At 59.6% G+C, this 21,323-nt stretch carries 23 protein-coding genes; 4 read left to right on the top strand and 19 right to left on the bottom strand.

Annotated features, from left to right (window positions below; all coding sequences use genetic code 11):
- Positions 1 to 22: 22 nt before the first annotated feature.
- The 14 genes from ACR65J_RS03895 to ACR65J_RS03830 form a co-directional block, all read right to left on the bottom strand.
- Positions 23 to 976 carry a pilus assembly protein TadG-related protein gene (locus ACR65J_RS03895; RefSeq protein WP_440166256.1) on the bottom strand — a complete coding sequence of 318 codons (954 nt, stop codon included), beginning with the start codon at positions 974 to 976 and terminating at the stop codon, positions 23 to 25.
- The gene (locus tag ACR65J_RS03890) at positions 973 to 1,362 is read right to left on the bottom strand and encodes a TadE/TadG family type IV pilus assembly protein (RefSeq protein WP_440166254.1); all 390 of its coding nucleotides are present in this window, start codon (positions 1,360 to 1,362) and stop codon (positions 973 to 975) included. Before ACR65J_RS03890 ends, ACR65J_RS03895 begins: the two co-directional genes overlap by 4 nt.
- 135 nt (positions 1,363 to 1,497) lie before the next feature.
- Positions 1,498 to 1,689: a Flp family type IVb pilin gene (locus ACR65J_RS03885; protein WP_440166252.1), complete on the bottom strand. Its 192-nt coding sequence runs from the start codon at positions 1,687 to 1,689 to the stop codon at positions 1,498 to 1,500.
- Positions 1,690 to 1,947: 258 nt separating this feature from the next.
- Positions 1,948 to 2,139, bottom strand: coding sequence for a Flp family type IVb pilin (locus ACR65J_RS03880; protein ID WP_440166250.1), 192 nt, complete (start codon positions 2,137 to 2,139; stop codon positions 1,948 to 1,950).
- 262 nt (positions 2,140 to 2,401) lie between these two features.
- On the bottom strand, positions 2,402 to 3,280 hold the full coding sequence (locus tag ACR65J_RS03875) for a type II secretion system F family protein (protein ID WP_440166248.1): 879 nt from the start codon (positions 3,278 to 3,280) through the stop codon (positions 2,402 to 2,404).
- A gap of 8 nt (positions 3,281 to 3,288) precedes the next feature.
- Positions 3,289 to 4,218: a type II secretion system F family protein gene (locus ACR65J_RS03870; RefSeq protein WP_440166246.1), complete on the bottom strand. Its 930-nt coding sequence runs from the start codon at positions 4,216 to 4,218 to the stop codon at positions 3,289 to 3,291.
- A gap of 14 nt (positions 4,219 to 4,232) precedes the next feature.
- A complete protein-coding gene (locus tag ACR65J_RS03865) occupies positions 4,233 to 5,693 on the bottom strand; it encodes a TadA family conjugal transfer-associated ATPase (protein ID WP_440166244.1) in 1,461 nt (486 codons plus the stop codon).
- Positions 5,690 to 6,889 carry a CpaE/TadZ family protein gene (locus ACR65J_RS03860; protein WP_440166242.1) on the bottom strand — a complete coding sequence of 400 codons (1,200 nt, stop codon included), beginning with the start codon at positions 6,887 to 6,889 and terminating at the stop codon, positions 5,690 to 5,692. Before ACR65J_RS03860 ends, ACR65J_RS03865 begins: the two co-directional genes overlap by 4 nt.
- Positions 6,886 to 7,614 carry a Flp pilus assembly protein CpaB gene (gene cpaB / locus ACR65J_RS03855; protein ID WP_440166240.1) on the bottom strand — a complete coding sequence of 243 codons (729 nt, stop codon included), beginning with the start codon at positions 7,612 to 7,614 and terminating at the stop codon, positions 6,886 to 6,888. The genes ACR65J_RS03860 and cpaB overlap by 4 nt, the downstream gene beginning before the upstream one ends.
- A gap of 46 nt (positions 7,615 to 7,660) precedes the next feature.
- Complete coding sequence (locus ACR65J_RS03850; protein WP_440166238.1) at positions 7,661 to 8,716, bottom strand: pilus assembly protein TadG-related protein; 1,056 nt, start codon at positions 8,714 to 8,716, stop codon at positions 7,661 to 7,663.
- Complete coding sequence (locus tag ACR65J_RS03845; protein WP_440166236.1) at positions 8,704 to 9,111, bottom strand: TadE/TadG family type IV pilus assembly protein; 408 nt, start codon at positions 9,109 to 9,111, stop codon at positions 8,704 to 8,706. The genes ACR65J_RS03850 and ACR65J_RS03845 overlap by 13 nt, the downstream gene beginning before the upstream one ends.
- 83 nt (positions 9,112 to 9,194) lie before the next feature.
- Positions 9,195 to 9,389 carry a Flp family type IVb pilin gene (locus ACR65J_RS03840; protein WP_440166234.1) on the bottom strand — a complete coding sequence of 65 codons (195 nt, stop codon included), beginning with the start codon at positions 9,387 to 9,389 and terminating at the stop codon, positions 9,195 to 9,197.
- Positions 9,390 to 9,496: 107 nt separating this feature from the next.
- On the bottom strand, positions 9,497 to 9,679 hold the full coding sequence (locus ACR65J_RS03835; RefSeq protein ID WP_440166662.1) for a Flp family type IVb pilin: 183 nt from the start codon (positions 9,677 to 9,679) through the stop codon (positions 9,497 to 9,499).
- 290 nt (positions 9,680 to 9,969) lie between these two features.
- Complete coding sequence (locus ACR65J_RS03830) at positions 9,970 to 10,635, bottom strand: prepilin peptidase (RefSeq protein WP_440166232.1); 666 nt, start codon at positions 10,633 to 10,635, stop codon at positions 9,970 to 9,972.
- Between the two features lie 294 nt (positions 10,636 to 10,929).
- Between ACR65J_RS03830 and rplM the strand changes: the two genes are divergently transcribed.
- Entirely contained in the window at positions 10,930 to 11,373 is a 444-nt protein-coding gene (gene rplM, locus ACR65J_RS03825; RefSeq protein ID WP_440166230.1) for a 50S ribosomal protein L13, read from the top strand.
- Between the two features lie 38 nt (positions 11,374 to 11,411).
- Positions 11,412 to 11,915: a 30S ribosomal protein S9 gene (gene rpsI / locus ACR65J_RS03820; RefSeq protein ID WP_141159801.1), complete on the top strand. Its 504-nt coding sequence runs from the start codon at positions 11,412 to 11,414 to the stop codon at positions 11,913 to 11,915.
- Positions 11,916 to 12,264: 349 nt separating this feature from the next.
- Here rpsI and ACR65J_RS03815 read toward each other — a convergent pair whose 3' ends face one another.
- Positions 12,265 to 13,986 (bottom strand): ArnT family glycosyltransferase, encoded by a 1,722-nt coding sequence (locus tag ACR65J_RS03815; RefSeq protein WP_440166228.1) that lies wholly within the window; start codon positions 13,984 to 13,986, stop codon positions 12,265 to 12,267.
- A gap of 209 nt (positions 13,987 to 14,195) precedes the next feature.
- Positions 14,196 to 15,434 carry a bifunctional glycosyltransferase family 2/GtrA family protein gene (locus tag ACR65J_RS03810; RefSeq protein WP_440166226.1) on the bottom strand — a complete coding sequence of 413 codons (1,239 nt, stop codon included), beginning with the start codon at positions 15,432 to 15,434 and terminating at the stop codon, positions 14,196 to 14,198.
- 89 nt (positions 15,435 to 15,523) lie between these two features.
- Between ACR65J_RS03810 and ACR65J_RS03805 the strand changes: the two genes are divergently transcribed.
- Positions 15,524 to 17,464 (top strand): DUF6541 family protein, encoded by a 1,941-nt coding sequence (locus ACR65J_RS03805; RefSeq protein ID WP_440166224.1) that lies wholly within the window; start codon positions 15,524 to 15,526, stop codon positions 17,462 to 17,464.
- 39 nt (positions 17,465 to 17,503) lie between these two features.
- Complete coding sequence (glmM, locus tag ACR65J_RS03800) at positions 17,504 to 18,865, top strand: phosphoglucosamine mutase (protein WP_440166222.1); 1,362 nt, start codon at positions 17,504 to 17,506, stop codon at positions 18,863 to 18,865.
- 62 nt (positions 18,866 to 18,927) lie between these two features.
- Here glmM and mscL read toward each other — a convergent pair whose 3' ends face one another.
- From mscL to coaA, 3 genes are read right to left on the bottom strand one after another with little or no spacing between them, the layout of a single operon-like run.
- Positions 18,928 to 19,332 carry a large conductance mechanosensitive channel protein MscL gene (mscL, locus tag ACR65J_RS03795; RefSeq protein ID WP_440166220.1) on the bottom strand — a complete coding sequence of 135 codons (405 nt, stop codon included), beginning with the start codon at positions 19,330 to 19,332 and terminating at the stop codon, positions 18,928 to 18,930.
- 24 nt (positions 19,333 to 19,356) lie between these two features.
- Entirely contained in the window at positions 19,357 to 20,232 is an 876-nt protein-coding gene (locus tag ACR65J_RS03790; protein WP_440166218.1) for a M15 family metallopeptidase, read from the bottom strand.
- A 5-nt stretch (positions 20,233 to 20,237) separates the two neighbouring features.
- The gene (gene coaA / locus ACR65J_RS03785; protein WP_440166660.1) at positions 20,238 to 21,233 is read right to left on the bottom strand and encodes a type I pantothenate kinase; all 996 of its coding nucleotides are present in this window, start codon (positions 21,231 to 21,233) and stop codon (positions 20,238 to 20,240) included.
- Positions 21,234 to 21,323: the final 90 nt, after the last annotated feature.

The raw sequence follows: 21,323 nt of genomic DNA, 5'->3' as shown, positions 1-21,323 counted from the left end.
CTCCTGTGGATGTTGCTGATTCTTACGGGGTGAGACGGACGATTGAGGCCCCGTAATTGGGGACGTTGCCAAGTTCGAAAGCCTGGGCGAGCGAAACGAATTTCACGAAGTAGCCAGAAATCGTCTTGTTCTGGACACTGCCGCCGGTGCTCCATGAAATGTCGGCGAAGTGGTAGCCCGTCACGTGAAAGGCCGCAAAGCCTTTGACGTAGTATTGGCCAGAAGAACCTGTTCCCGTGGCTACATCGTAGAGTGGTAGGAGGACAGTCTGGTCGTTCATTTGGCTGAAGTCGGAAGCGGTACAGATGGTTGGTGCACTGGCACCCGGGTCGCTCGCAAACCAGATTCCTGAATTGTCGGATTGCCCCGCGGCCATGGTGACCGAGCACTGAGTTCCCGCGGTTGTGATCCACCCAAATCCGCCTGGAAGACCACTACACCCATTCACCGATTGCTCTAGCACCTGAACTGCTCCTGCTGTTCCGCCGGCGGGAATGTCCAGCTTGCAGAAGGCAATGGCCAGGGGCAGAATCGCCGGGCCTTTTGAAGGCGTCCCCCATACAGCTGTGGAGTTGGCGTTGACTTCAGCAGAGGAGAAACCAAGTGCCCGGGCGAAGAACAGGGACACTTGATTAGCAGCGCTGCCTGCTTCCTGTGAACCGGCGGTAACAGCCACGGTTCTTCCTGTCGTATCAATTGCAGCCGACTTCAAATTGCTGAGCCCGTCGTTCGCGTTCCTGTTTGCGAGGCCTGCAGCAAGTGATGATGTGCTTGTGCAATCAGGGTCAGTTGCACTTTTGGCGCACTTTTGGGCGATTGCAAGGGCGGCGGCATCGGCCCCGTTCCGAAGTTGGGCGCGCTCCGCATACATCATGCTGACATCGACTGCCATGGCCGCGAAGCCAAGCAGAACCACCAGCATAATGGCGACGATTACGCTCACTGCGCCGTGTTCGCCGCTGCTAATCAACTTCACCCGCCGCACAGCATGGCTCCCTGGCCAGTCATCGACAAAGGTCCCGCTATCCCGGTGAGTGTGGACAACGTGTATGTGATGGTTACTGACATACGGTTCCCTGTCGCGCAGGACGTCGCGCCCGTGTCGAGGTTTTTAAAGGTGATGTTTGAATCAGCGAGAACGGGATTTAGGGCGGCAGCCGTGTTTTTGGCTGCCGCCCGAGACGCCGCAGGATCATTGGTGATGGCCATTACCCGGACCCCCTCACGGGCCGCAGCCGACAGCGATGCTTGGGCGTTGTAGGCCCGGCTGAATTCCATGATGCCAAGGAGCAGCGTGATGAGGACAGGCACGACCATGGCGAACTCAACGGCCGCCGCCCCGCGTTCTGATGGCCTCAGCATGTGCTGGGTTCCTCTCGAGCTTCTGCTGCGATGCGCAGATTTGTACACGTGAAACAGTTTGTGCGGTGCAGTTGAGCTGCACCGCACAAACAGGCGGCGTGGTGAGCCTCGGGCTCTTGCTTTTGGGGCCGGGCCTTAGAGATTGGCGGTCACACCTGTAAACATCGAGTTGAGCTGGCCGCCCAAGGTGGTTACAGCGACGATGATGACGACTGCGATGAGTCCGACCATGATGCCGTATTCGACAGCTGTTGCGCCCTTTTCGTTGCTAAGGCGGCCCTTGAGGCTGAAGCCGAGGGTTTTAAGGGTGGCGATGAGAGACAGCATTATGAACTCCTGAGCGAGTGGGTTTGGCCGGCCCTGCACCAGCACTAAGACGAGGTTGGCAAGGCCTGATGCGATGTCGACCGGGTCTAGCAGGATGAGCAGCCGTCGGACCGTGCTCGTCGCCGGAACTGAGCTTGTTTCCTTGGTGAAAGTCCTGCGAAAGTACAGGTACTCAACACAAGAGATTCACCGCTTGGTTCACTTCGACGGCGTGGCTTCGGACATGTCGAGCAGACAGTCCCAGCCCGTTCGTCCCCGCTAGAGCTTGGCCGTGACGCTGGTGAACATGGTGTTCAACTGGCCGCCGAGAGTGGTCACGGCGACGATGATGACGACTGCGATGAGGCCGACCATGATGCCGTATTCGACGGCGGTCGCGCCCTTTTCGTTGCTGAGGCGGTTCTTGAGGTTGAAACCAAGGGTCTGAAGCGTGGCGATGAGCGAAAGCATTTTGTACTCCTGAGCGAGACGGATGGCTGGCCCTTCACCAGCTCTGCAATGAAGTTAGCAAGCAGACTTGGACTAAACTCCGGATCTTGGCACATCCTGCGCAAACGCTTTTACTCCCGTACTCTTCCTGCGCTTTTGCTTGGGTTTTGTTGCGGAGACGCTGCGCTTCAATGCCCCGGGCACAGCAGAGGACCCTCTCGGTTCTGGGTGCCGAGAGGGTCCGGTCTGTTGGGCGCTGCCTAGTGGGCGCGATGGGGGACGTCTAGGTGAAAGCCTCGACAATCTTGATGGCTGCTGGCCCAAGGAGAACGATGAACAGCACAGGGAATATGCAAAGCAAGAGCGGGAAGAGTACCTTGACAGGAAGTTTCATTGCCTTTTCTTCAGCCCTTTGCCGGCGTTTCACCCTGGCCTGCTTGGCTTGGGTCCGAAGAACCTTTGCGATGCCGATGCCATACTTGTCTGCCTGAATGACGGCACGGACGAAGCTTCGCAGGTCTTGAACAGACGATCTATCAGCTAACGCCTGATACGCCTCCTGCCGCGGGCGCCCCACCTGGATATCCTGTAGGGTTCGCATCAGCTCTTGGGCTATAGGCCCGCCTCCGTATCCGCCAGCTCGTGCCATTGCAGCTTCAAAGCCAAGTCCGGCTTCCACTGAAATGAGCAGCTGGTCCAATGTGTTTGGCAGCTCAAGTTCAATTTCCTGCTGTCGCTTAGTTCCCTTGTTGTAAATCAAGAGGTCGGGGAGGAAGTAGAGCAGCGCGGACAGGAATAGCCCCAGGGCGACTATTTGAGGCGAAGGAGACCGGCCAAACATCAAAAGTCCAAGAACTGCTCCCGCCAAGGCCAGCAAAGGCTTGGCGATGATCAACCTTTCCAGGGGCAGTGAAGCTGGGCGGCCTGCGAGAGAGAGCCAGCGGTCGAGCTTTGCTTCATAACCAGTCGGAGTCAGGCGCCTTGAAAGATCTAAAAGGGCGGGCGGCCGCTGAATGGCTTGGCCACCCTCCTGGGTGAATCCCTGCGTCAAGTTCGCTTGAACGGCAATCGCCGCTTTGCGGTCAGAGGTTGCCAAGGCCCATACGAAATAGGCCAAGGGGAGCACAATCAGTGAAATGTAAAGCCACGCGATCGGTGTCATGGTTCCCCCTAAAACTTGATCTTTACGACACGGCTCATCCAGAAACCGCCAACTGTGAACATGACCGCGGCACTGACGAGCATCAGCAGCCCAAGCGGTTTCTCCACGAACACGTTGAGATACCCGGGGTTGATGAAAGCGAGGACAAAGGCCACTCCCACTGGCATTGCCATCAGCACATAGGCGGACATTCTTCCTTCTGCGCTGAGGGACCTGATTTGGCCTTTGATCTCGCTCCGCTCGCGAATTGTCCCAGCGACCTGTTCGAGGACTTCTGCCAAATCGCCGCCGACTTCACGATTGATTTGGATCGCCTGTGAGATCCACCGGAAGTCCTCGCTGTCCATACGGTCGGCTACATCCTCGAAGGCAATGCGTGAGTCCTTGCCAATCCTCGTTTCATTTACGATGCGAAGCAGCTCTTCGGACGTTGGGGCATCGGCTTCCTGGGCGGCGGCTTCAACCGAGCGTAGGACGCTGTGGCCAACCCTCAGTCCACCAATAAACATTTGAATCGTGTCAGTCAGCTGTTCCTCAAACTTTGCACGGCGCCTGTCCCGAAGGAAGACCAGAACGACCTTGGCAAGAAACGGTGTAGCAACTCCCGCGATCAGGCCAAGCAAAGGGTGTGTCAGTAGGGCCACAAAAGCCCCCGCCAGGATGGAAACCACCGCTACAGCGACCGTGAAATCTGCGGGCGCCATTTTGACTCCCGCGTTGTAGAGGACTTCGCGGTTATAAGGTCCACCAGAATCACCAATGAGGCTTTCAACTGCGTTCACCGCTGGCTGCGACACTCGTGCAACTGCTGACTTGTTGTCTTGGGTGCCTAGTCGGCGGCGTTCCATAGGGATCGACCCGAAACGAGGCTTGAAGACAACAAAGATCACCAGAACCATGGCGGACAAGCAGAGGGCTACGGCAAGAACGAAGACCATGGGGGAATCCATGACTACCGCCTTCCCACTGGTGCCAGTCCGGCGCCGAAGACTCCAGGGGATACGGAAATGCCAAGTTCGGCGAACCGATCCAGGAAGCGTGGCCGTATGCCTGTGGCTACTGGCTTGCCGAGGAAACGTCCCTGGGCATCCACTCCGGCTGCGTAGTCGAAGAGGAAGGCATCCTGCAGCGTAACGATGTCCCCTTCCATGCCTTGAACCTCTGTTACATGGGTTACACGGCGGCTGCCGTCGCGCAGGCGCGTCACCTGAATGATGAGGTCGACCGCGGACGAGACTTGTTCGCGGATCGCCCGAAGTGGCAGGTCCATGCCTGCCATGAGGACCAGGGTTTCGAGGCGAGCGATGGCGTCCCGCGGGGAATTTGCGTGCACGGTGGACAAAGAACCATCGTGGCCAGTGTTCATTGCTTGCAACATGTCGAGGGATTCTCCGCTTCGAACTTCGCCCACAATGATGCGATCTGGCCTCATGCGCAGGGAGTTACGGACGAGTTCGCGGATAGTCACTGCCCCCTTGCCCTCGATGTTCGCAGGACGGCTTTCCAACCGGACCACATGTTCCTGCTGGAGTTGGAGCTCGACAGCATCCTCGATGGTGACAATGCGGTCATCCCGCGGAATGAATGAGGACAGCACGTTGAGCAGCGTGGTTTTGCCTGTGCCGGTGCCGCCAGAAACGATGATGTTCAAGCGGGCTCGAACGCAGGCGCTCAATAATTCAGCCATCTCCGGAGTCAGTGAACCCCAGTCGATGAGGTTCTGCACCGTAAGGGGCACATGGCTGAATTTGCGGATCGTCAGGGATGGCCCGTTCACCGCCAACGGCGGAATAATGGCGTTCACTCTGGACCCGTCCTCCAGTCGAGCATCCACAAGGGGGGAAGATTCATCGATGCGCCGCCCGACCTTGGAGACAATCCGTTCAATAACTGTTCGCAAATGATCGTCCGAGCTGAATCTTGTGCCCGTTAGTGACAAGTGCCCATGGCGTTCAATGTAGATCTGGTCAAAGCGGTTAACCATGATCTCTGTCACGGACGGGTCCTCGAGCAAGCGCTGTAAGGGGCCATAGCCCATGACCTCGTCAGCGATTTCACGAATCAGCCGGCGGCGCTCTTCCGGGGACAGAGGAACCTGCTCCTGGTCGATGACCGTGGACAGTTCATCCACTGCAGAGGTCCGAAGGGCTTCTTCGGAAGACGTGGTTTCGCCGAAGCGGGTACCCATCCGCTCAAAGAGTGCCTGGGCCGCCCTTTGTTTGAGGCCTGCCAGTGCGTCTATGGTAGGGCTCGCGGTTGGCGCCGGGGCGGACGTAGAGGCGGAAAGAAGTGCGGCTGGGGGAGGCACCTGAGCCGGGGAATTCAGGTCAGGTGCAACGCCAGTGTCTCCGGCAACTTGTTCTGGGACAGCTGGATTTCCGTTCGACCTTGAAAGCCGATCTGACAATTTCATGAGACAACCACCCGTCGGTGAAGCTTGGTCTGTGAGGAAGCTTTCCACTCAGGATCAAAGCGGTCTACGAGCTTCTTCAGCCCCTTGGACGCTGAGTCCCTGGCATTGCTTTGTAGGATCGGAATACCGCGATTGGTCGAGTAGGGCAGGGTTTTGGAGCGGGGAACGACGGTATCAACGGGGACTCCGATGGTCGCTTCCACATCCTGTACTGAGATTCCGCTTTTACGGTCGGCAAAGTTGAGTACCGTGTGCCGGCCCTGGGGAAGTAACTGGAGGTCCCGAAGCACGGCGAAGCACTTGTGAAGCCCTCGAATGCTCGGCACGTCCATACCACATACCCAGACCCCATCAGTTGCCTGTTCCAGCGTGGCCAACACATGCTCGCCGAGCCCCGGAGCGGTATCCACGACGACGTATTTGAATTCGCTCGCAAGCTGGTCGATCAGCCTGCTGACATGCTCGGCCGTGATGAAATCTGATTCTGCCGGGGTTCTCGGTCCGCAAAGGGCATAAATGCCGGCTGGATGCACCGTTAGAAATGCCTTTAGTACCATAGAATCCTGCGAAGCGACTCCGTGGACAGCATCACTAATCGAATGTTCCGGCTCAAGCAGGAGACCGGACGCAACATCGCCAAACTGCAGGTCAAGGTCAACAAGCACCACACTCATCGGTGCAACCTTGGCCAGTCCAATGGCCAGGTTCGTTGCCACAGTAGTCTTGCCCACGCCTCCCTTCGGCGACATGACGGCAATAACTCTGCCACGATCACGAGCTCCTTCCGCCGCTGGAGCCATGCCCCGCCTGCGGCTTGCGGCAGCCAGACATGCGCGCTCGAGCAGGACCCTGAGCTCGCTTAGACCGATTTCGGATGTGACGACGTCCCGAACGCCCGAGTGCATTGCCCTAAGCACCAGGTCCGGATTTGGCTCCGCAACCAGGATCAGGCTGACCTCGGGGTACTGGAGGTCGAAGACCGTGGCGAGCTTGAGCGCATCGTCCGGTGCGACTCCTGGACCGAGGATAAGAACCTCCGGTGGAGCACCGTTCAGCTGTCTGAAGACGTCATCTGGGCCGCCGTCGAGCACTTGAGGCGACAACGTCTGAAGTTCTCCGTGAAGTGCACCAGCGATGGCCTGACGAATGCGGCCCTCGAAATCACGCACTGCGGTGATGGCTACAAAGCGGCTCATTGGTACAGCCCACCAAGTTTGGTGACGGGAGGTGTGCTCTTTACTGTTGAGTCCGTTTGCTTGGCCAGCCACAGCTTTCCGAACTCCGCGCTGTACACAAGTTTTGCAGCATCTGCGTCACTTCTGGCGAAGGTGATGAAAGCCGAACCGCTTGGCATTGCAACGGCCGAGTCCGACGAACCAGAACCTGCGCTGTTCTTTGGATCGGACGGTGCTTTCTGTACTGCGGTGATGAGGACGTCGTGGAAAAGCAAACCCGTTTGCCCATCATCCTTGCCAAACGAGGAATAGACCGTCACGGTGTCACCGGCCTCAAGCCGGCCACCCAGGATGCGTTCGGGCGTCAGCAGGAGAGTGACTTCCTCGAGACCATTTGGCACCGGGACCGTACCAGGAACCAAGTCGCGCGGGCCCACCATACGGGCCGCAAGCAGTTGCTCGCCGGGCTGGAGGGCGACTGCTGTAACCTTCCCGTCCTGCTGGTCCAGCGAGGTCAACGCTCCTTCCGGAACCGCGGATTTAGGAATGGACTCCGCACGAACCTTGCCGGCGAGGTCAGAAGACTTGGTGCCGGCCGGAACCTGTTCTGTAACGACCAAGACATTTACAGGTTCCAGGCCCGCTTGTGCGCGTGCCGATGCACCCTGTACGTAAACAAAAAGGAGAATGGCGCCAACTACTGCCAGCAGTAGTGCAGCTAAGCCTCCCAGTAGGCGTGATTTCACTTCAGTTGCTCCTTAGATGTGATCTGGCAAAGTACTGGCAGCGCAGCTAGTTAGTAAGTTCGGCTACCGTTCCTCCGTAGTTAGATTCCGTGTGGGATATAGTGAGCCCCTCTTGCAGCGAGACAAAGCGGGTAAAGTACCCCTGGATTCCACGGCAGTTACCGCCATCGCAAGCGGGAGCCAGCGGGTCGAGATCTGTGAGACCGGGGCCGCCACCAAACTTAAAGCCTGTTACTTGAAAAGCGAGGAAGCCTGCGAGCGTGTATTGCGTCTTCTGACCGTTCTGCACTGCGTTGGTGAAGATCGGAATCAGAACGGGCGAGTCCTTGATGGTGGCCGGCATACTCTGGCAGACGCTCGGCAAGTCATTCCCTGGGTTGCTGCCAACTTCTGCGGTCCCAACGTTGATGTTCGTAGAGCAGCCGCTGTCAGTGTCCAACCAGCCAAAACCTCCAGGCGCGTATCCGTTATCAGCCGCGCAACCAGGAAAGGTCGGGACGTTCTGGTCGTAGCGAAGAAGGATGCGAGTAGGATCCGGATTACCCGTGAACGTCCCTGTCGAGTTCAACTCCGCAAGCTGGCTAGGGGTCAGAAAACTTTCGAAAACGCACATGCTGATGGTCCACGGAAGCGTTTTGCCCCCGGACGGAGGGCCCCAGGAAGCCTCGGCTGTGGCTGTGATCTGGCTCGTGTCGATGCCCAGGACTCGCGCGAAAAACAGTGAAAAAAAGTTGTTGCCGGAAGTGTCGCGTGAGTTGGTAACTACCCGAACCGTGTTGGGGTTGGGTTGGGTTACTGACTGCACACCTGTGGAGCCGTCGTTCGCGTTGTTGTCGGCCAACCTATTCGACGAGGCCGCCATTGCGGTGGTGCAGTTGACTCCCTTGGCACAGTCGGCTGCTATCGCTAAGGCGGTTGCGTCGGCACCATTTTGTACTTGCGCTTTTTCTGCGTACATTGCCCCGACGTCGACCGCGATAGCTGCGAACCCAAGTACTGCCACCATGAGCACTGCAACAATGATGGCTGCGGCGCCGCGTTCCGAGTCATGCTGTCCAGCTGCCCTTGACTTGATAGGAGCCAACAGTGCTACCCGCCGCATCTCATTACCCCTACTCCTGTCATAGACAATGGAAAAATGCGCGGCGCTCCGAAGAAGCCGGCATCGAGAAAGCCTGTCAGTGACGGCAATGAAACCTTAGTCGTCACTTGTACGTTGGACCCTGATGAGCAACTGCTGGCATTGTCGGTGACGTTTACTGTCAGTCCCGATAGTGATGGTGCAGCTGCGAGGGCAGCTGCTTGAACGTTTAGTCCAGGGTCGGCGTGATGAATGGCTGCATAACGCGCACCCTCACGGGCTGCTTGTGTAAGGGACACCTGGACGTTATAGGCCCTGCCGAACTCGATAATTCCTAGAAGAATGAGCAACAGCAGCGGGAGGACGATTGCCATCTCGACTGCTACGGCGCCTTTTTCCTTCCTAACTGACTTCATGACCTCTCCTGGTGTCCCAGAAATCTTTATAGGTTTGTAAGTTGCAGCGACTGGCGCAAGTGCCGCCGCTGCAACTATTGGAGTTAGAGAGCGTTCGAAACAGAGGTGAAGAGGGCCGCGATCTGTGGACCCAGGATGACGACTGCTGCGAGGACAAGGACTGCGATAAAGGCGACCATGATGCCGTACTCGACCATGGTGGCGCCCTTTTCTTCGTTGACGAAGCGCGCCTTTGCGGTGTAAAGAAGGGAGCCGATCGTCGCGATAAATGCGTTCATTTCTGTTATATTCCTTCCGGGTATTTGGGCGAAAATGTACGTATACAAGCCCTTAGCCGACGACAGGCGAGGACCTCGTTGAGTTCCTCGCCTGTCATCAGCTAGACCTACAGGGCGTTGGAGACCCGGGTGAACAGGCCGGCGATCTGCGGCCCGAGGATGATGACGGCTGCCATAACAAGAACAGCGATAAAGGCGACCATGATGCCGTACTCAACCATCGTGGCGCCCTTTTCTTCGCGAGTGAAGCGATCCTTGACGCCAGCGATGAAAGCAGTCATTGAGACCATCAGAGAAGTCATTGTAATTTCCTTTAATTCGGTGAAATGGATTATTGGATTTCAACGAATTTCCAGCTGCCCCCATAAATCTTTAGCGGCTGGACTTCGCTAAGAAGAGATTGTCACTGGGGGGTATGAGTCAACAATGCGTAGTGGTACTCGACTTTTTCGGGCAACGCCAAAAGTACGTACTCGAAGATCTGGGCTGGTACTCAGTCGCCGTTTGCAGGTACCCGGCGGACTACTTGCTGCCGCTGATGCGCTGGCGCCGCCTTGGGACAGGGATGAGGCAGGTTTTGCTAGGCGATGAAGAATGTGACGGCTGCGACGGCGCCGAGCATCGAGGGGCCATGGGGTACTTCTGTGGCTCTATTCCGGCCTTTTCGGCTGAGCACAAGCGCGGTGACGATGCCGTTCAAGATGAACCCGAGGAGCCCCCCATAAAGGAGCTGGCTCCAGCCTAGGTACCCCAGGTAAAGGCCAACGGGCGCGGCGAGCTTCACGTCGCCCATCCCGATGCCGCCGGGCGAAATAAGTCCCAAAATCAGGTAGCCAGCAAACAAAATGAGGGCTCCGAGGGCGGCCCGGAGCAAATCGCCAGACTGCTTACTGATTATTCCAGGCACTAAAAGCAGTAAAAGACCGCCGGCAAGCAGCATTAACACGAGAGGGTTGGGCAGCAAGTGGAGTGCAACATCGATCCGCGCCAGCTGCACGCCTATTACCGCAAGGAACAGGAAGGCGGGGAGGGTGGAAGTAATTCCAAAATGGAGGGCAAAGGCGACGCACGCAAGGCCGGTGAGTGCCGCCGTCGTAATTCGTGCCTGCAGGCGAGGCGCTTCGCCGAGCCTGGGAAGCAGTTTTGCGATCAGCGCCTCGGCGACGGGGGAGAGGACGCATCCCAGGAGTCCGGCCCCAAGGACGATCAGCCAAATGGTGGGGTCGCCGTTCGCCGCTGACAACACTGCCTCCCCCTTGTGTAAATGGGCCGGCATGGCCCCAGCGGCCTCCGGCTACCTCATTTTGACCCCGAACCACCTGACGCGCTAATCTTGGTAGTCGTTGTGCGTGTCCTATTCCGATGGTGCGTGCCCGCTTGAGGATCCGGTTGCAGGATAACTACTCAACGTGCACATTCGGAACTTCAGGATGACTGGTTACATGGAGCCCTCACCTCTGTTCCGGTAGCGCGCAGACAGTAGGTGCGCGAGCTAGCGACACCTAAACAAGAACGCCAGAACAAGAACGAGGCAAACACCGTGCGTACGTACACCCCGAAGCCCGGCGATATCAACCGCCAGTGGCACGTCATTGACGCCACCGACGTTGTCCTTGGTCGTCTTGCAAGCCAGACCGCAATCCTGCTGCGCGGCAAGCACAAGGCCACTTTCGCATCCCACATGGACATGGGCGACTTTGTCATCATCCTCAACGCTGAAAAGGTAGCCCTAACCGGCGCCAAGCTGGAGCAGAAGCGCGCATACCGCCACTCCGGCTACCCGGGCGGCCTGACCTCCGTCAACTACGCGGAACTGCTGGAATCCAACCCGGTCCGCGCCGTTGAGAAGGCCATCAAGGGCATGCTCCCCAAGAACTCCCTCGCTGCCCAGCAGCTCGGCAAGCTGAAGGTGTACCGCGGTGCTGAGCACCCCCACGCCGCCCAGCAGCCCAAGACGTTCGAAATCACCCAGGTCGCCCAGTAGTCCTGGCCACCAAACAACTTATCTATACAAGGAGAATCGTGGCTCAGAACGAAGAGACCACCGAGGCCGTCGAGGCCGAGGAAAACCTGACCAGCTACACCTCTGAAAGCTCAGCTGCCGAAGCTGCGCCCAAGAAGGAGCGCCCGGCCCTGACCGTTGCCGGCGCAGCTGTTGGCCGCCGCAAGGAAGCCGTTGCACGCGTCCGCGTTGTGCCCGGCTCCGGCAAGTGGACCATCAACGGCCGCGCGCTGGACAACTACTTCCCCAACAAGCTGCACCAGCAGGACGTCAACGAGCCCTTCAAGATCCTCGATCTCGAAGGCGCCTACGACGTCATCGCCCGCATCCACGGCGGCGGCATCTCCGGCCAGGCCGGCGCCCTGCGCCTCGGCATCGCCCGTTCGCTGAACGAGATCGACGTCGAGAACAACCGTCCCACCCTGAAGAAGGCCGGTTACCTGTCCCGCGACGCTCGTGTCATCGAGCGTAAGAAGGCCGGCCTCAAGAAGGCCCGTAAGGCCCAGCAGTACTCCAAGCGCTAAAACCGCTTGCACAGAAGCCCGTCCCACCGCTTGGTGGGGCGGGCTTTTGCATTTCCGCCGCTAAGCGGGTCTCCCAAATCGAGATTTCGGCGTTCGGGATGCTCGAGGTGTCGCCTACTCTTTTGACTGACCGGCCGTGTTCCCGCGTCTATAGCGGCGATGGAAGGCGGGACAGCACCCTGGTGGCAATGCGGTGGACCGGTCGGTGTCGGACCACGGTCAACGGTACCTACCAACACTGCATCAACCTTTCCTACGCCACACGGGGTCTGCTCGAATTGGCTGACTCATTCCCCTTGGCCATGGGCACGGGCGGATGGGCACCAAGATCTACGCCCTGGTTGGAGATTTATGGTTGATGCGGCAAAAAGTTGTAGTAGGTGGCGCCTTCGATTTGTTCGGCGGTGAAATTGTCGCTAACCCACTCAACTATTCTTGCTGATTCACCCCGCCCCTCCAACGTCAAAGGGGGCAAATTTTGGATCACGAGCGAACCCAGCTTTCCGTCACTAACCATCGCCCGGAATTCCTCCAGAGTTGGAAAAGGATCAGTTCCATCGAAGCCGCCGATCGGAAGCACCGGTCGCCCGCTTTCAAGCTGGTAGTTGGCTGCTGTCTCCGATCCCACCATTGCGGAGGGCCATAGCACCGATGCTGGAGCCGCGCGGAGCCGGGAGACTACTTCTTCCTCGGGGACGTCCCCGAACATCACTGCGATAAAGCTTGGCGGGACGTTAGACCCCACCTGCTTCCGATCAGGATGGTCTGTGCGCAGGCCGAGAATGCTGGGTCCGGCTACAACACCAGCCCCTATGTGGGGACTCAACACCGTGTTTACCGACCACACGACAGGGCCGAGAATAAGCGCCACCGCGAGCGACCCTGTAGAGATTGACCGCATGATTTCCGTCGGCGGAGGAAGAAGCTGAAGGGCTATTGCGATGGACCACAAGCCAAGGGCAACGACAGGACCTTCGGGGAAGTCCGCAGTTGATCGCGCGGTCGTGATGAATCCAAGGATCATAGTTACGAGGAAAACGCCGGCAAGTGCCAGGCGAATGGGCCGGCGATTACGAAGCCGATACATGTGAACCAGGCATATAGATGCTAGGGAGCACAGTGGAGGAACAAGTGTCAGCGAATAGTAGGGGTGCACAATTCCTGACATGAAGGCCAGTACTGCGGCCGCGCAGGAGAACCAGACGCTGGACAAGAGTAAAAGAGCTCGGTATTGCACAGTGCCGCTACGTCGTTTCAGGTGCCAGATGGCAAGAATGAGCCCTCCAATGGCAAGGGGCAGGAACCATCCGAACTGCCCCGAGAATTGCGGCTGGAGAAAACGCTGAAATCCAGGGTCAAGTTTGTCGGCTAAGTCTGCGGCTGCCGGGGACAGCGTGCGGCTGGCATCCTCGCCGGTGAGTCTATCCACCCCGTTGTAGCCGAGAGTCAACTCCACTGCGCTGTTGTGACGCGACCCACCGACAAAGGGACGATTGGACGCGGGGGTCAGTTGCACGACAACGAACCACCATCCCCCCACAACCGCTGCTGTAAGTAGGGCGGCTGCAAGATGCAGCAGGCGCTTTGCCAACGGTCCGGTGGCGAAGGCAAGGTAGGTCCCAGCAATGGCAGGCAGTATGAGCGCGATTTGGAGCTGTTTCGTTAGGAGGGCTGCCCCAGTTAATACGCCCGCCACCAGGAGCCACCGAAGGGAACCGTGACGAATAGACTCCAGCGTTGCATAGGCAGCACCGATCATCAGCAAGGTGAGCAGTGCATCGGGATTGTTGTAACGAAACATCACCGTCGCGACAGGAGTTATTGCTAGAGCTGCAGCAGCAAGAATGCCGGCGGCTGAGCTGGCATGAGTCCTGACCATGCGGTACAGCAAATAGACACTTGCTACACCCATCAGCGCCTGTGGAACCAGGATGCTCCAAGGATTTAGGCCGAACGCCCGAACAGAGGCTGCCATGACCCAAAGACTAAGTGGAGGCTTGTCGACGCTTATGGCGTTGCCCGGGTCCGACGACGAGAAAAAGAAAGCCGTCCAATCGCGTGAACCTGCCATCGCGGCTGCCGAATAATACGAGTTCGCCCAGCCGTTCCGGTCTAAGCCCCAACTGTATAGAAGGCTTGTTAGTGCTAGCAGCGCCCAGACGGCCCAGCTTTCGGTCCTACGTCCAATGATTCGGCCGGACCGCGTCGCCACACGCCTTAAAGGCAAAGCTATCTGACTTGTAGATTCAGGGGACTCCAGGGGGCCGTCGGTCGCTGCCTTCAAACGGCGCGCGCCAATCTCATACGGGAAAGTTCGGCTTGTGCCGCGCTCTCTGACTTACGGACTCGGAATACCCAGATCCGCAGCAGGACAAACCGCATGAGCGTGGCAAGGATGTTCGCAGCAGTCAGGGTCATGAGCTCCATCGTAGAGGAAGAGTCCGGAGCTAAGGCATGCAGGACCAGTAGTGACGATGATGTGATCGACCAAGCCAATCCAAACACAACGAGCCCTTGAAATTGCTGGGTGAACAGCCTTTCAGGGCCGTTGATACCAAAGGTGAAGCGCCGGTTTGCAGCGGTATTAGCTACAGCTGTTACGAGCAGGGCCAAGAAGTTTGCTTGCTGAGCTCCGAACGGCCCCTGCAAGAGTAGATAAAGCAGGGCGAAGGCCACAGTGGAAATTCCTCCCACCATGCCGAACCGGATAACCTGGCCGAAGAAGCTTGGCCGCGATTGCGGGACAATGGGACGACGTCCAAGTTCTGCGTATATCGCTTGGAGGGGTATCGAGCCCCTAACTAAGGATCTTGCGACGCGCATCAATCCGCGGATATCGTCGATAGCTGTCTGTCGGATGTCCACTGTGCTGTCCGGGTCATCGACCCAGTCAACTGGTATCTCATGAATCCGCAGACCCGAGCGTTCCGCGATAATCAGCAATTCGGTATCAAAAAACCAGCCATTGTCCTCGACGTGCGGGAGGAGCCTTTTGGCCACCTCTGCGCGGATGGCTTTAAACCCGCATTGCGCGTCGGAGAAGCGAACCTGCATTGTGCGCTTCAACAAGAAATTATAGGAACGCGAAATGAACTCCCGCTTCGGGCCTCGGCTGACACGGGAACTTTGTCCAAGTCTTGTGCCGATGGAGATGTCCGAGTGACCGGACAGAAGGGGTGCCACCAACGGCGGCAAGGCGGCAAGATCCGTCGAGAGGTCGACGTCAACGTACGCCAAGACTTCTGCTTTCGAGGAGTTCCACGCATCACGAAGGGCACGACCTCGACCCTTAACCTCCAGGCGTCTATATGCAACGTGAGTCATTGTCTCGGCCAAGCGCGTGGCGATAGCCCGTGTGTTGTCTGTACTGGCGTTGTCAGCAATGGTTATTTGCCAAGATGCCGGCATTTCCGCTTTTAGGTAATTCGCAAGCTCTGTGATGCTCTTTTCGAGTACTGATTCCTCATTGAAAACCGGTACAACAATTTCAAGCGCCAGGCCCCCATGGCTAAGTTCCATGCTGTGTATGCTATAGACGCGTGTGGCAGACTCGCTAGCGCGGGGCCGGATCTTAGGCAATTACTGAGGGAAAACTTGGGGAATCCTTGATGGAGTGGTTTATTGCACTGCCAGGCCTTGCGTGGGCGGTCGCTGTCTTAGTAGCTCCGGGGCTCCTCTTGGCATGGGTGCTGGGCTTTCGGCATATCTGGCTGGTTTCACTCGCGCCCGTTCTGACGACGACTCTTGTTGCAGGATCGACATTGGTCCTCAAGTGGTTGGGAATCCCTTGGAACTTGGGAACCTTCACAGCCTCGGCCGCGGTGACGGCTGGAATCCTTTTCGTTGTGGTCCGGATGGCGCGCAAGCGGTGGCCAGACAGGTTCGGTTGGCGGCCAGAGGGACAAACTCTCGGCGGCCCTTACGTTGCGGCGCTCCTGGCGGGCGCGCTGCTGCTGACAGCTCGTTATATCCAAATTGTGGAACACCCTGGCAACATAAATCAGGGCATTGATACCCCGTTCCATGTCAATTTTGTTCAACAGATCCTCGATTCAGGCGACGGCTCGCCCTTCTCAGTTCAGGCGCTGATGGGTGAGTCGTCCGGGTTCTATCCCCAGATTTGGCATGCATTGGCGGCTCTGACCGCACAAGCGGCCTCGTTGCCGGTGGTTCAAGCAGCCAATGCCCTTAATCTCGCGATTGTCGCCGTTGCTTGGCCGCTCGGGGTTCTCCTCTTTGTCTACATGGTCATCGGGCCGAAGCCCGTAGCACTCCTGGCTGCTGCCATATCCAGCGCGGGCTTCTTCGCGTTTCCGTTCACCGTGATGCAGAGCCAGAAAAGCGATTTCGGTCCCCTGTTTCCCTACATGCTTGCTCTGACTCTTCTTCCGCCCGTTGTTGCGGTGTTGGCAACAACATGGAGATTCGGAAAAAATACGCCAATGCCGTGGCCCCTGGCTTCGGTCACGCTGGCCCTGGCGCTTCCCGGACTCGTTTGCACACATATGTCAGGGTTGGTGGCACTCGTCGGACTGTCAGCCTTCTTCGCCGCTATGGCTGCCGGGCGCTCTTTTGTTCAGCTCCGAAGGAGACACTCCGACGCCTTTGGCTACCTCCGGTGGACTGCGCTTTGGCTTACTGCGTTTGCGGCCGGTCTTATCATTTGGGCTGCAGTCCGTCCCTGGACTACAACCTGGGATCCAATCGATACGCTGCCGGCTGGCGTAGGGAGTGTTCTTCTGACCGCGCCCACCCACGGGCAGGTGGCGTGGGCCCTAGCTGCTCTAACCCTGGTAGGAACGGTTCTGTTCGTATTCAGGCGGAGTGACCGCTGGTTCTTGGCATCGTATTTAGGTGCCGTTGTCCTTTACCTCGTCGCAGCGGTGGTTCCAATTCCTCTAGTGCGTGAAATCATCATCGGAGCGTGGTATGGCGATCCACCACGTCTTGCTGCCCTCTTGCCAATGTTTTGGGCCGTGTTTGTTGGGGCAACCTGTGCGTCGATCTTCGAAGGTCTGGTTAAGTTCAGGATCAGGTGGATCGTTCCCGTCGGTGTAGCAGCCTTAGGGGTATCCCTCGTCATATGGCCAACAAACTCTGAGACCGCGCCTGGCCGGGAACGCACCTACTCCTTTGGTGTCACCTCGCCGCTGCTGAGTCCCGATGAGCTTGAGTTAATGAACCGACTAAGGCTGAACGTCCCCCAAGATGCAGTCATCGCCAACAACCCATGGGATGGAAGTTCAACTGCCTACGCTATTGCCGACCGACGCGTGCTCTTCGCACACGCTTACACGGGTTCTAATCCTGATCGCTTACTGGCGGCGCGGGAGCTGAATCAGGCAAAGCCAGGGTCCGAAGTGTGCCAGGCAGCCGAAAGGGAACACATTCAATTCCTCTTGGATCTGGGCGGACAGTACATTGACCCGAAACGCAAGGAAGTCGATGATTTTCCGGGACTAAAAGTCCCCGATGGCTCGAAGGAATTTGTTAAAGTCGACCAGCAAGGGCCCGCGGTGCTGTACAGGTTCGTCGGATGCGACTCATAGTCGCGGACCGGAGTCGGAGCTATCCTCTACACTTGACCGGTGTCTAGATTATTTGGAACTGATGGTGTCCGGGGGCTGGCCAACGGCCTGCTGACAGCAGAACTGGCCCTGCAGCTGGCCCAGGCGGCCGCCGTCGTGCTTGGCCACGACCGCAACTCCAACGGCTCCCGGCCACGCGCTGTGCTGGCCCGTGACCCGCGCGCCAGCGGTGAATTCATTGCCGCCGCCGTGGAGGCCGGGCTCTCCAGCTCCGGCATCGACGTCTATGACGCCGGCGTCCTCCCCACCCCCGCCGCCGCCTACCTGGTCGCGGACCTCGACGCCGACTTCGGCGTCATGATCTCCGCCTCCCACAACCCGGCGCCGGACAACGGCATCAAGTTCTTCGCCCGCGGCGGCCAGAAGCTGCCGGACGACGTCGAGGACGCCATTGAAGCCCAGATGGGCAAGGAAGCCGTCCGCCCCACCGGGCCCGACGTCGGACGCATCCAGCGCTTCTCCGACGCGGAGGACCGCTACATCGTCCACCTGCTCCGCACCCTCCCGCACCGCCTGGACGGCCTCCGGGTGGTACTGGACTGCGCCAACGGTGCCGCCAGCGGCTGCTCGCCCCAGCTTTTCAAGGACGCCGGCGCCGACGTCATCGTCATCGGCGCCGACCCTGACGGCCTGAACATCAACGACGGCGTGGGCTCCACTCATCTGGGCCCCCTCAAGGAAGCAGTGGTCAAGTACGGCGCCAACCTGGGCATCGCCCACGACGGGGACGCTGACCGCTGCCTGGCCGTGGACCATGAGGGCACCGAGGTGGACGGCGACCAGATCATGGCCATCCTTGCCGTAGCACTCAAGAAGTCCGGCAGACTCAAGGACGACGTCCTGGTGGCCACCGTCATGAGCAACCTGGGACTCAAGATCGCCCTCCGCGATGCCGGCATCACCATCGTGGAGACCGCCGTGGGGGACAGGTACGTCCTTGAAGGCATGCGCGACGGCGGCTACAACCTGGGCGGCGAGCAGTCAGGCCACGTGATCTTTTCCGACCACGCCACCACCGGCGACGGCCTCCTCACCGGACTCCAGCTTGCCGCTCAGGTGGCCCTGACCGGCAAGCCGCTCAAGGAGCTCGCCACCGTCATGACCAAGCTCCCGCAGGTGCTAATCAACGTCAAAGGCGTGGACCGCAGCCGCGTGAGCAGCAGCGATGTCCTGGCCCAGGCCGTGGCCGCGGCGGAAGCCGCCCTCGGCGACACCGGCCGCGTCCTGCTCCGTCCCTCCGGCACCGAGCCCGTGGTCCGAGTGATGGTAGAGGCCGCCGACGAAGAGACTGCCCAGTCCATCGCCGAACACCTGGCCCAAGTGGTCCGGACCGAGCTCGCACTGGAACTCGCCTCAAACTAGGCACAGCAAGAAAAGTGGCCCGCCTCCCAACAGGGAGACGGGCCACTTGCATTTGGAAAAACTCAGATAGCGCGGTCCTTCAGCGCGTCCCGGATCTCGGTCAGCAGCGCAACCTGCGGGTCCTCGGCAGCGTCCTTCTTGACATCCTTGTTGATCCCCAGGCGTCGGTTGCGGCGCTCGATCATGATGTTCATCGGCATCACCACCACAAAGTAGATGGCTGCTGCGATCAGCAGGAAGTTCACCAGGGCGGTCAGCAGCACCCCGAATTCGATGGCGTTCCCGTTCAGTTCCACGCGGGCGAAGCTGTCAAAGTTAGGAGCCCCCACCAGGCCTGAGACGAAGGGCATCAGCACCTTGTTCACCAGCGCCGTGACCACTGCTCCGAACGCGGTACCCATGACGACAGCCACGGCAAGGTCAACAACATTGCCCTTCATAATGAAGTTCTTGAATCCACTAAGCATGGGAACCAACCTAGCGCACCCGGATTACAGGTACGCCGGTGCCGCTTCCAGGCCGAAGTATTCCTCCAGCGTGCCGATGCCGCGGTTCAGCATGTCCGTGGCCGCCTCCACCCCCACGTACCGCAGGTGCCACGGCTCGTAGTAGTACCCCGTGATGGGGTGCAGCATCCACGGATACCGCACCACGAACCCGAACCGGTGCCCGTTCTCCTTTGCCCAGGTGGCAGCTGGCTGCTCCGCGAAGCACGGCTGGAAGCTGCACGCACCCCCGCCGTCGCCGATGTCGAACGCCCACCCGGTCTGGTGCTCTGAGTGGCCGGGCCGCGCGCTGGCCGTGTCGGCGTCGGCCTGTCCGCGCGCCGCGACGTAGCCGTTGTAGGTGGTTACCTGCGTGTTGTACGAGCGGTAGCCGCTGGCCAGCACCATCGCCACACCGTCCCGCGCGGCCGCCGCGAACATCGCCTCAGCAGCCGCCGCCGTCGTGCTGTTCAGCAGCGCCGCCTCACCTGCGGCGGAGATGGCGACGGCGGGACGCGCCAGATCGGCCGGCACATAGTCCGCCGGCTTCAGCGGCCGGTGCTTGTTCACGATGACCCAGGGGCTTGCCGGATCATCGAGCGAAAACTGCCGCGCCAACGTTGCCGATGCCGACGGCGTGGGGGACGGCGCCGCCGGCGACCCGGCCGCCGTGGCCGTTTCCGCCGTCGGGACCGTTTCCGCCGTCGGGACCGCTGACGCCGTGACGGCTGCCGGTGAGGGGGAAGGGGAAGGAACAGCGGACGACGGCGCCGCCGCCTTGGGTGCCTCAGGTGTGCAGGCAGCCAGGACGGTCAGTCCGGCCCCCGCCGCGAGGAAGCGCGTGAAGCTGCGCCGGCTGGTGGAACCGCAATCGTAGCACACCTGTGCTACACCTTCCGGAGCAGCATGCGGCGGATGGAGTGGTCCGCCTCTTTGGTCAGCACCAGCTGGGCACGGCCGCGCGTGGGCAGCACGTTCTCCTCCAAGTTGGGCTCGTTGATCCGCTTCCAGATGTCCCTGGCGGTACTCTCGGCCTCCTCGTCGGACAGGGTGGCGTAGCGGTGGAAGTAGGACTCCGGCTGCGCGAACGCCGTGCTCCGCAGCTTCCGGAACCGGTCCACGTACCACTCCTCGATGTAGGAGGTCTTGGCGTCCACGTAGATGGAGAAGTCAAAGAAGTCGCTCAGTGCCAGGCCCTGGCGGCCGTCGTGCCGGGGGCGGGCGGGGGCCAGCACGTTCAGGCCCTCCACGATGAGCACATCCGGGCGGCGGACCACCACTTCCTTGCCGGGCACGATGTCGTAGGTGACGTGGGAGTACCACGGCGCGCGCACTTCCTCGGCGCCGCCCTTGATCTCGCTCACGAAGCGCAGCAGCGCCCGCCGGTCGTAGGACTCCGGGAAACCCTTCCGGTCCAGCAGTTGCCGGCGCTTGAGCTCAGCCAGGGGGTAGAGGAACCCGTCCGTGGTGATCAGCTCAACGTTGGGGGTGCCCGGCCAGCGGCGCAGCATCTCACGGAGCACGCGGGCGATGGTGGACTTTCCCACGGCAACCGAGCCCGCCACGCCGATCACGAAGGGGGTGCGCTGGGTCTGCTCGCCCAGGAACGTGGTGGTGGCCGCGTGCAGCTGCCCGGCAGCTTCCACATACAGGTGCAGGAGCCGTGACAACGGCAGGTAGACATCCCGGACTTCAATAATGTCCAGGGGGTCGCCGAGCCCGCGAAGGCGCAGCACATCCTCTTCATTAAGGGGCTGTTCCATCTGGGCTGCGAGCCGGGACCAGGTTTGCCTGTCCAGCTCCACGAACGGCGAGGCACCCTCCCCGTTCGCTTCATTGCGTTGCGAAGTCACGGTAAAGATTCTGCCCCGCGCCCGGCCCATCGCGAAATGACGCCCCTGCTCAGTGCGGCGGCGCCCGTCACGGAGGCACTGCCCGGCAGCCCTCCGGTTTAATGCAAGTGGCACGCTGCC

The organism is Arthrobacter sp. SAFR-044 (assembly GCF_059414985.1).
This window is presented reverse-complemented; position numbering and strand designations above follow the sequence as displayed.

Excerpts from the sequence above, each read along its gene's own strand:
- ACR65J_RS03885 (WP_440166252.1), bottom strand. The coding sequence starts at position 1,689 with ATGCTGTCTCTCATCGCCACCCTTAAAACCCTCGGCTTCAGCCTCAAG.
- ACR65J_RS03840 (WP_440166234.1), bottom strand. The coding sequence starts at position 9,389 with ATGAACGCATTTATCGCGACGATCGGCTCCCTTCTTTACACCGCAAAG.
- ACR65J_RS03875 (WP_440166248.1), bottom strand. The coding sequence starts at position 3,280 with ATGACACCGATCGCGTGGCTTTACATTTCACTGATTGTGCTCCCCTTG.
- ACR65J_RS03870 (WP_440166246.1), bottom strand. The coding sequence starts at position 4,218 with ATGGTCTTCGTTCTTGCCGTAGCCCTCTGCTTGTCCGCCATGGTTCTG.
- coaA (WP_440166660.1), bottom strand. The coding sequence starts at position 21,233 with ATGGGCCGGGCGCGGGGCAGAATCTTTACCGTGACTTCGCAACGCAAT.
- ACR65J_RS03810 (WP_440166226.1), bottom strand. The coding sequence starts at position 15,434 with ATGGAACTTAGCCATGGGGGCCTGGCGCTTGAAATTGTTGTACCGGTT.
- ACR65J_RS03865 (WP_440166244.1), bottom strand. The coding sequence starts at position 5,693 with ATGAAATTGTCAGATCGGCTTTCAAGGTCGAACGGAAATCCAGCTGTC.
- mscL (WP_440166220.1), bottom strand. The coding sequence starts at position 19,332 with ATGCTTAGTGGATTCAAGAACTTCATTATGAAGGGCAATGTTGTTGAC.
- ACR65J_RS03860 (WP_440166242.1), bottom strand. The coding sequence starts at position 6,889 with ATGAGCCGCTTTGTAGCCATCACCGCAGTGCGTGATTTCGAGGGCCGC.
- ACR65J_RS03850 (WP_440166238.1), bottom strand. The coding sequence starts at position 8,716 with ATGCGGCGGGTAGCACTGTTGGCTCCTATCAAGTCAAGGGCAGCTGGA.
- ACR65J_RS03880 (WP_440166250.1), bottom strand. The coding sequence starts at position 2,139 with ATGCTTTCGCTCATCGCCACGCTTCAGACCCTTGGTTTCAACCTCAAG.
- ACR65J_RS03835 (WP_440166662.1), bottom strand. The coding sequence starts at position 9,679 with ATGGTCTCAATGACTGCTTTCATCGCTGGCGTCAAGGATCGCTTCACT.
- ACR65J_RS03890 (WP_440166254.1), bottom strand. The coding sequence starts at position 1,362 with ATGCTGAGGCCATCAGAACGCGGGGCGGCGGCCGTTGAGTTCGCCATG.
- ACR65J_RS03845 (WP_440166236.1), bottom strand. The coding sequence starts at position 9,111 with ATGAAGTCAGTTAGGAAGGAAAAAGGCGCCGTAGCAGTCGAGATGGCA.
- ACR65J_RS03815 (WP_440166228.1), bottom strand. The coding sequence starts at position 13,986 with ATGGCAGGTTCACGCGATTGGACGGCTTTCTTTTTCTCGTCGTCGGAC.
- ACR65J_RS03805 (WP_440166224.1), top strand. The coding sequence starts at position 15,524 with ATGGAGTGGTTTATTGCACTGCCAGGCCTTGCGTGGGCGGTCGCTGTC.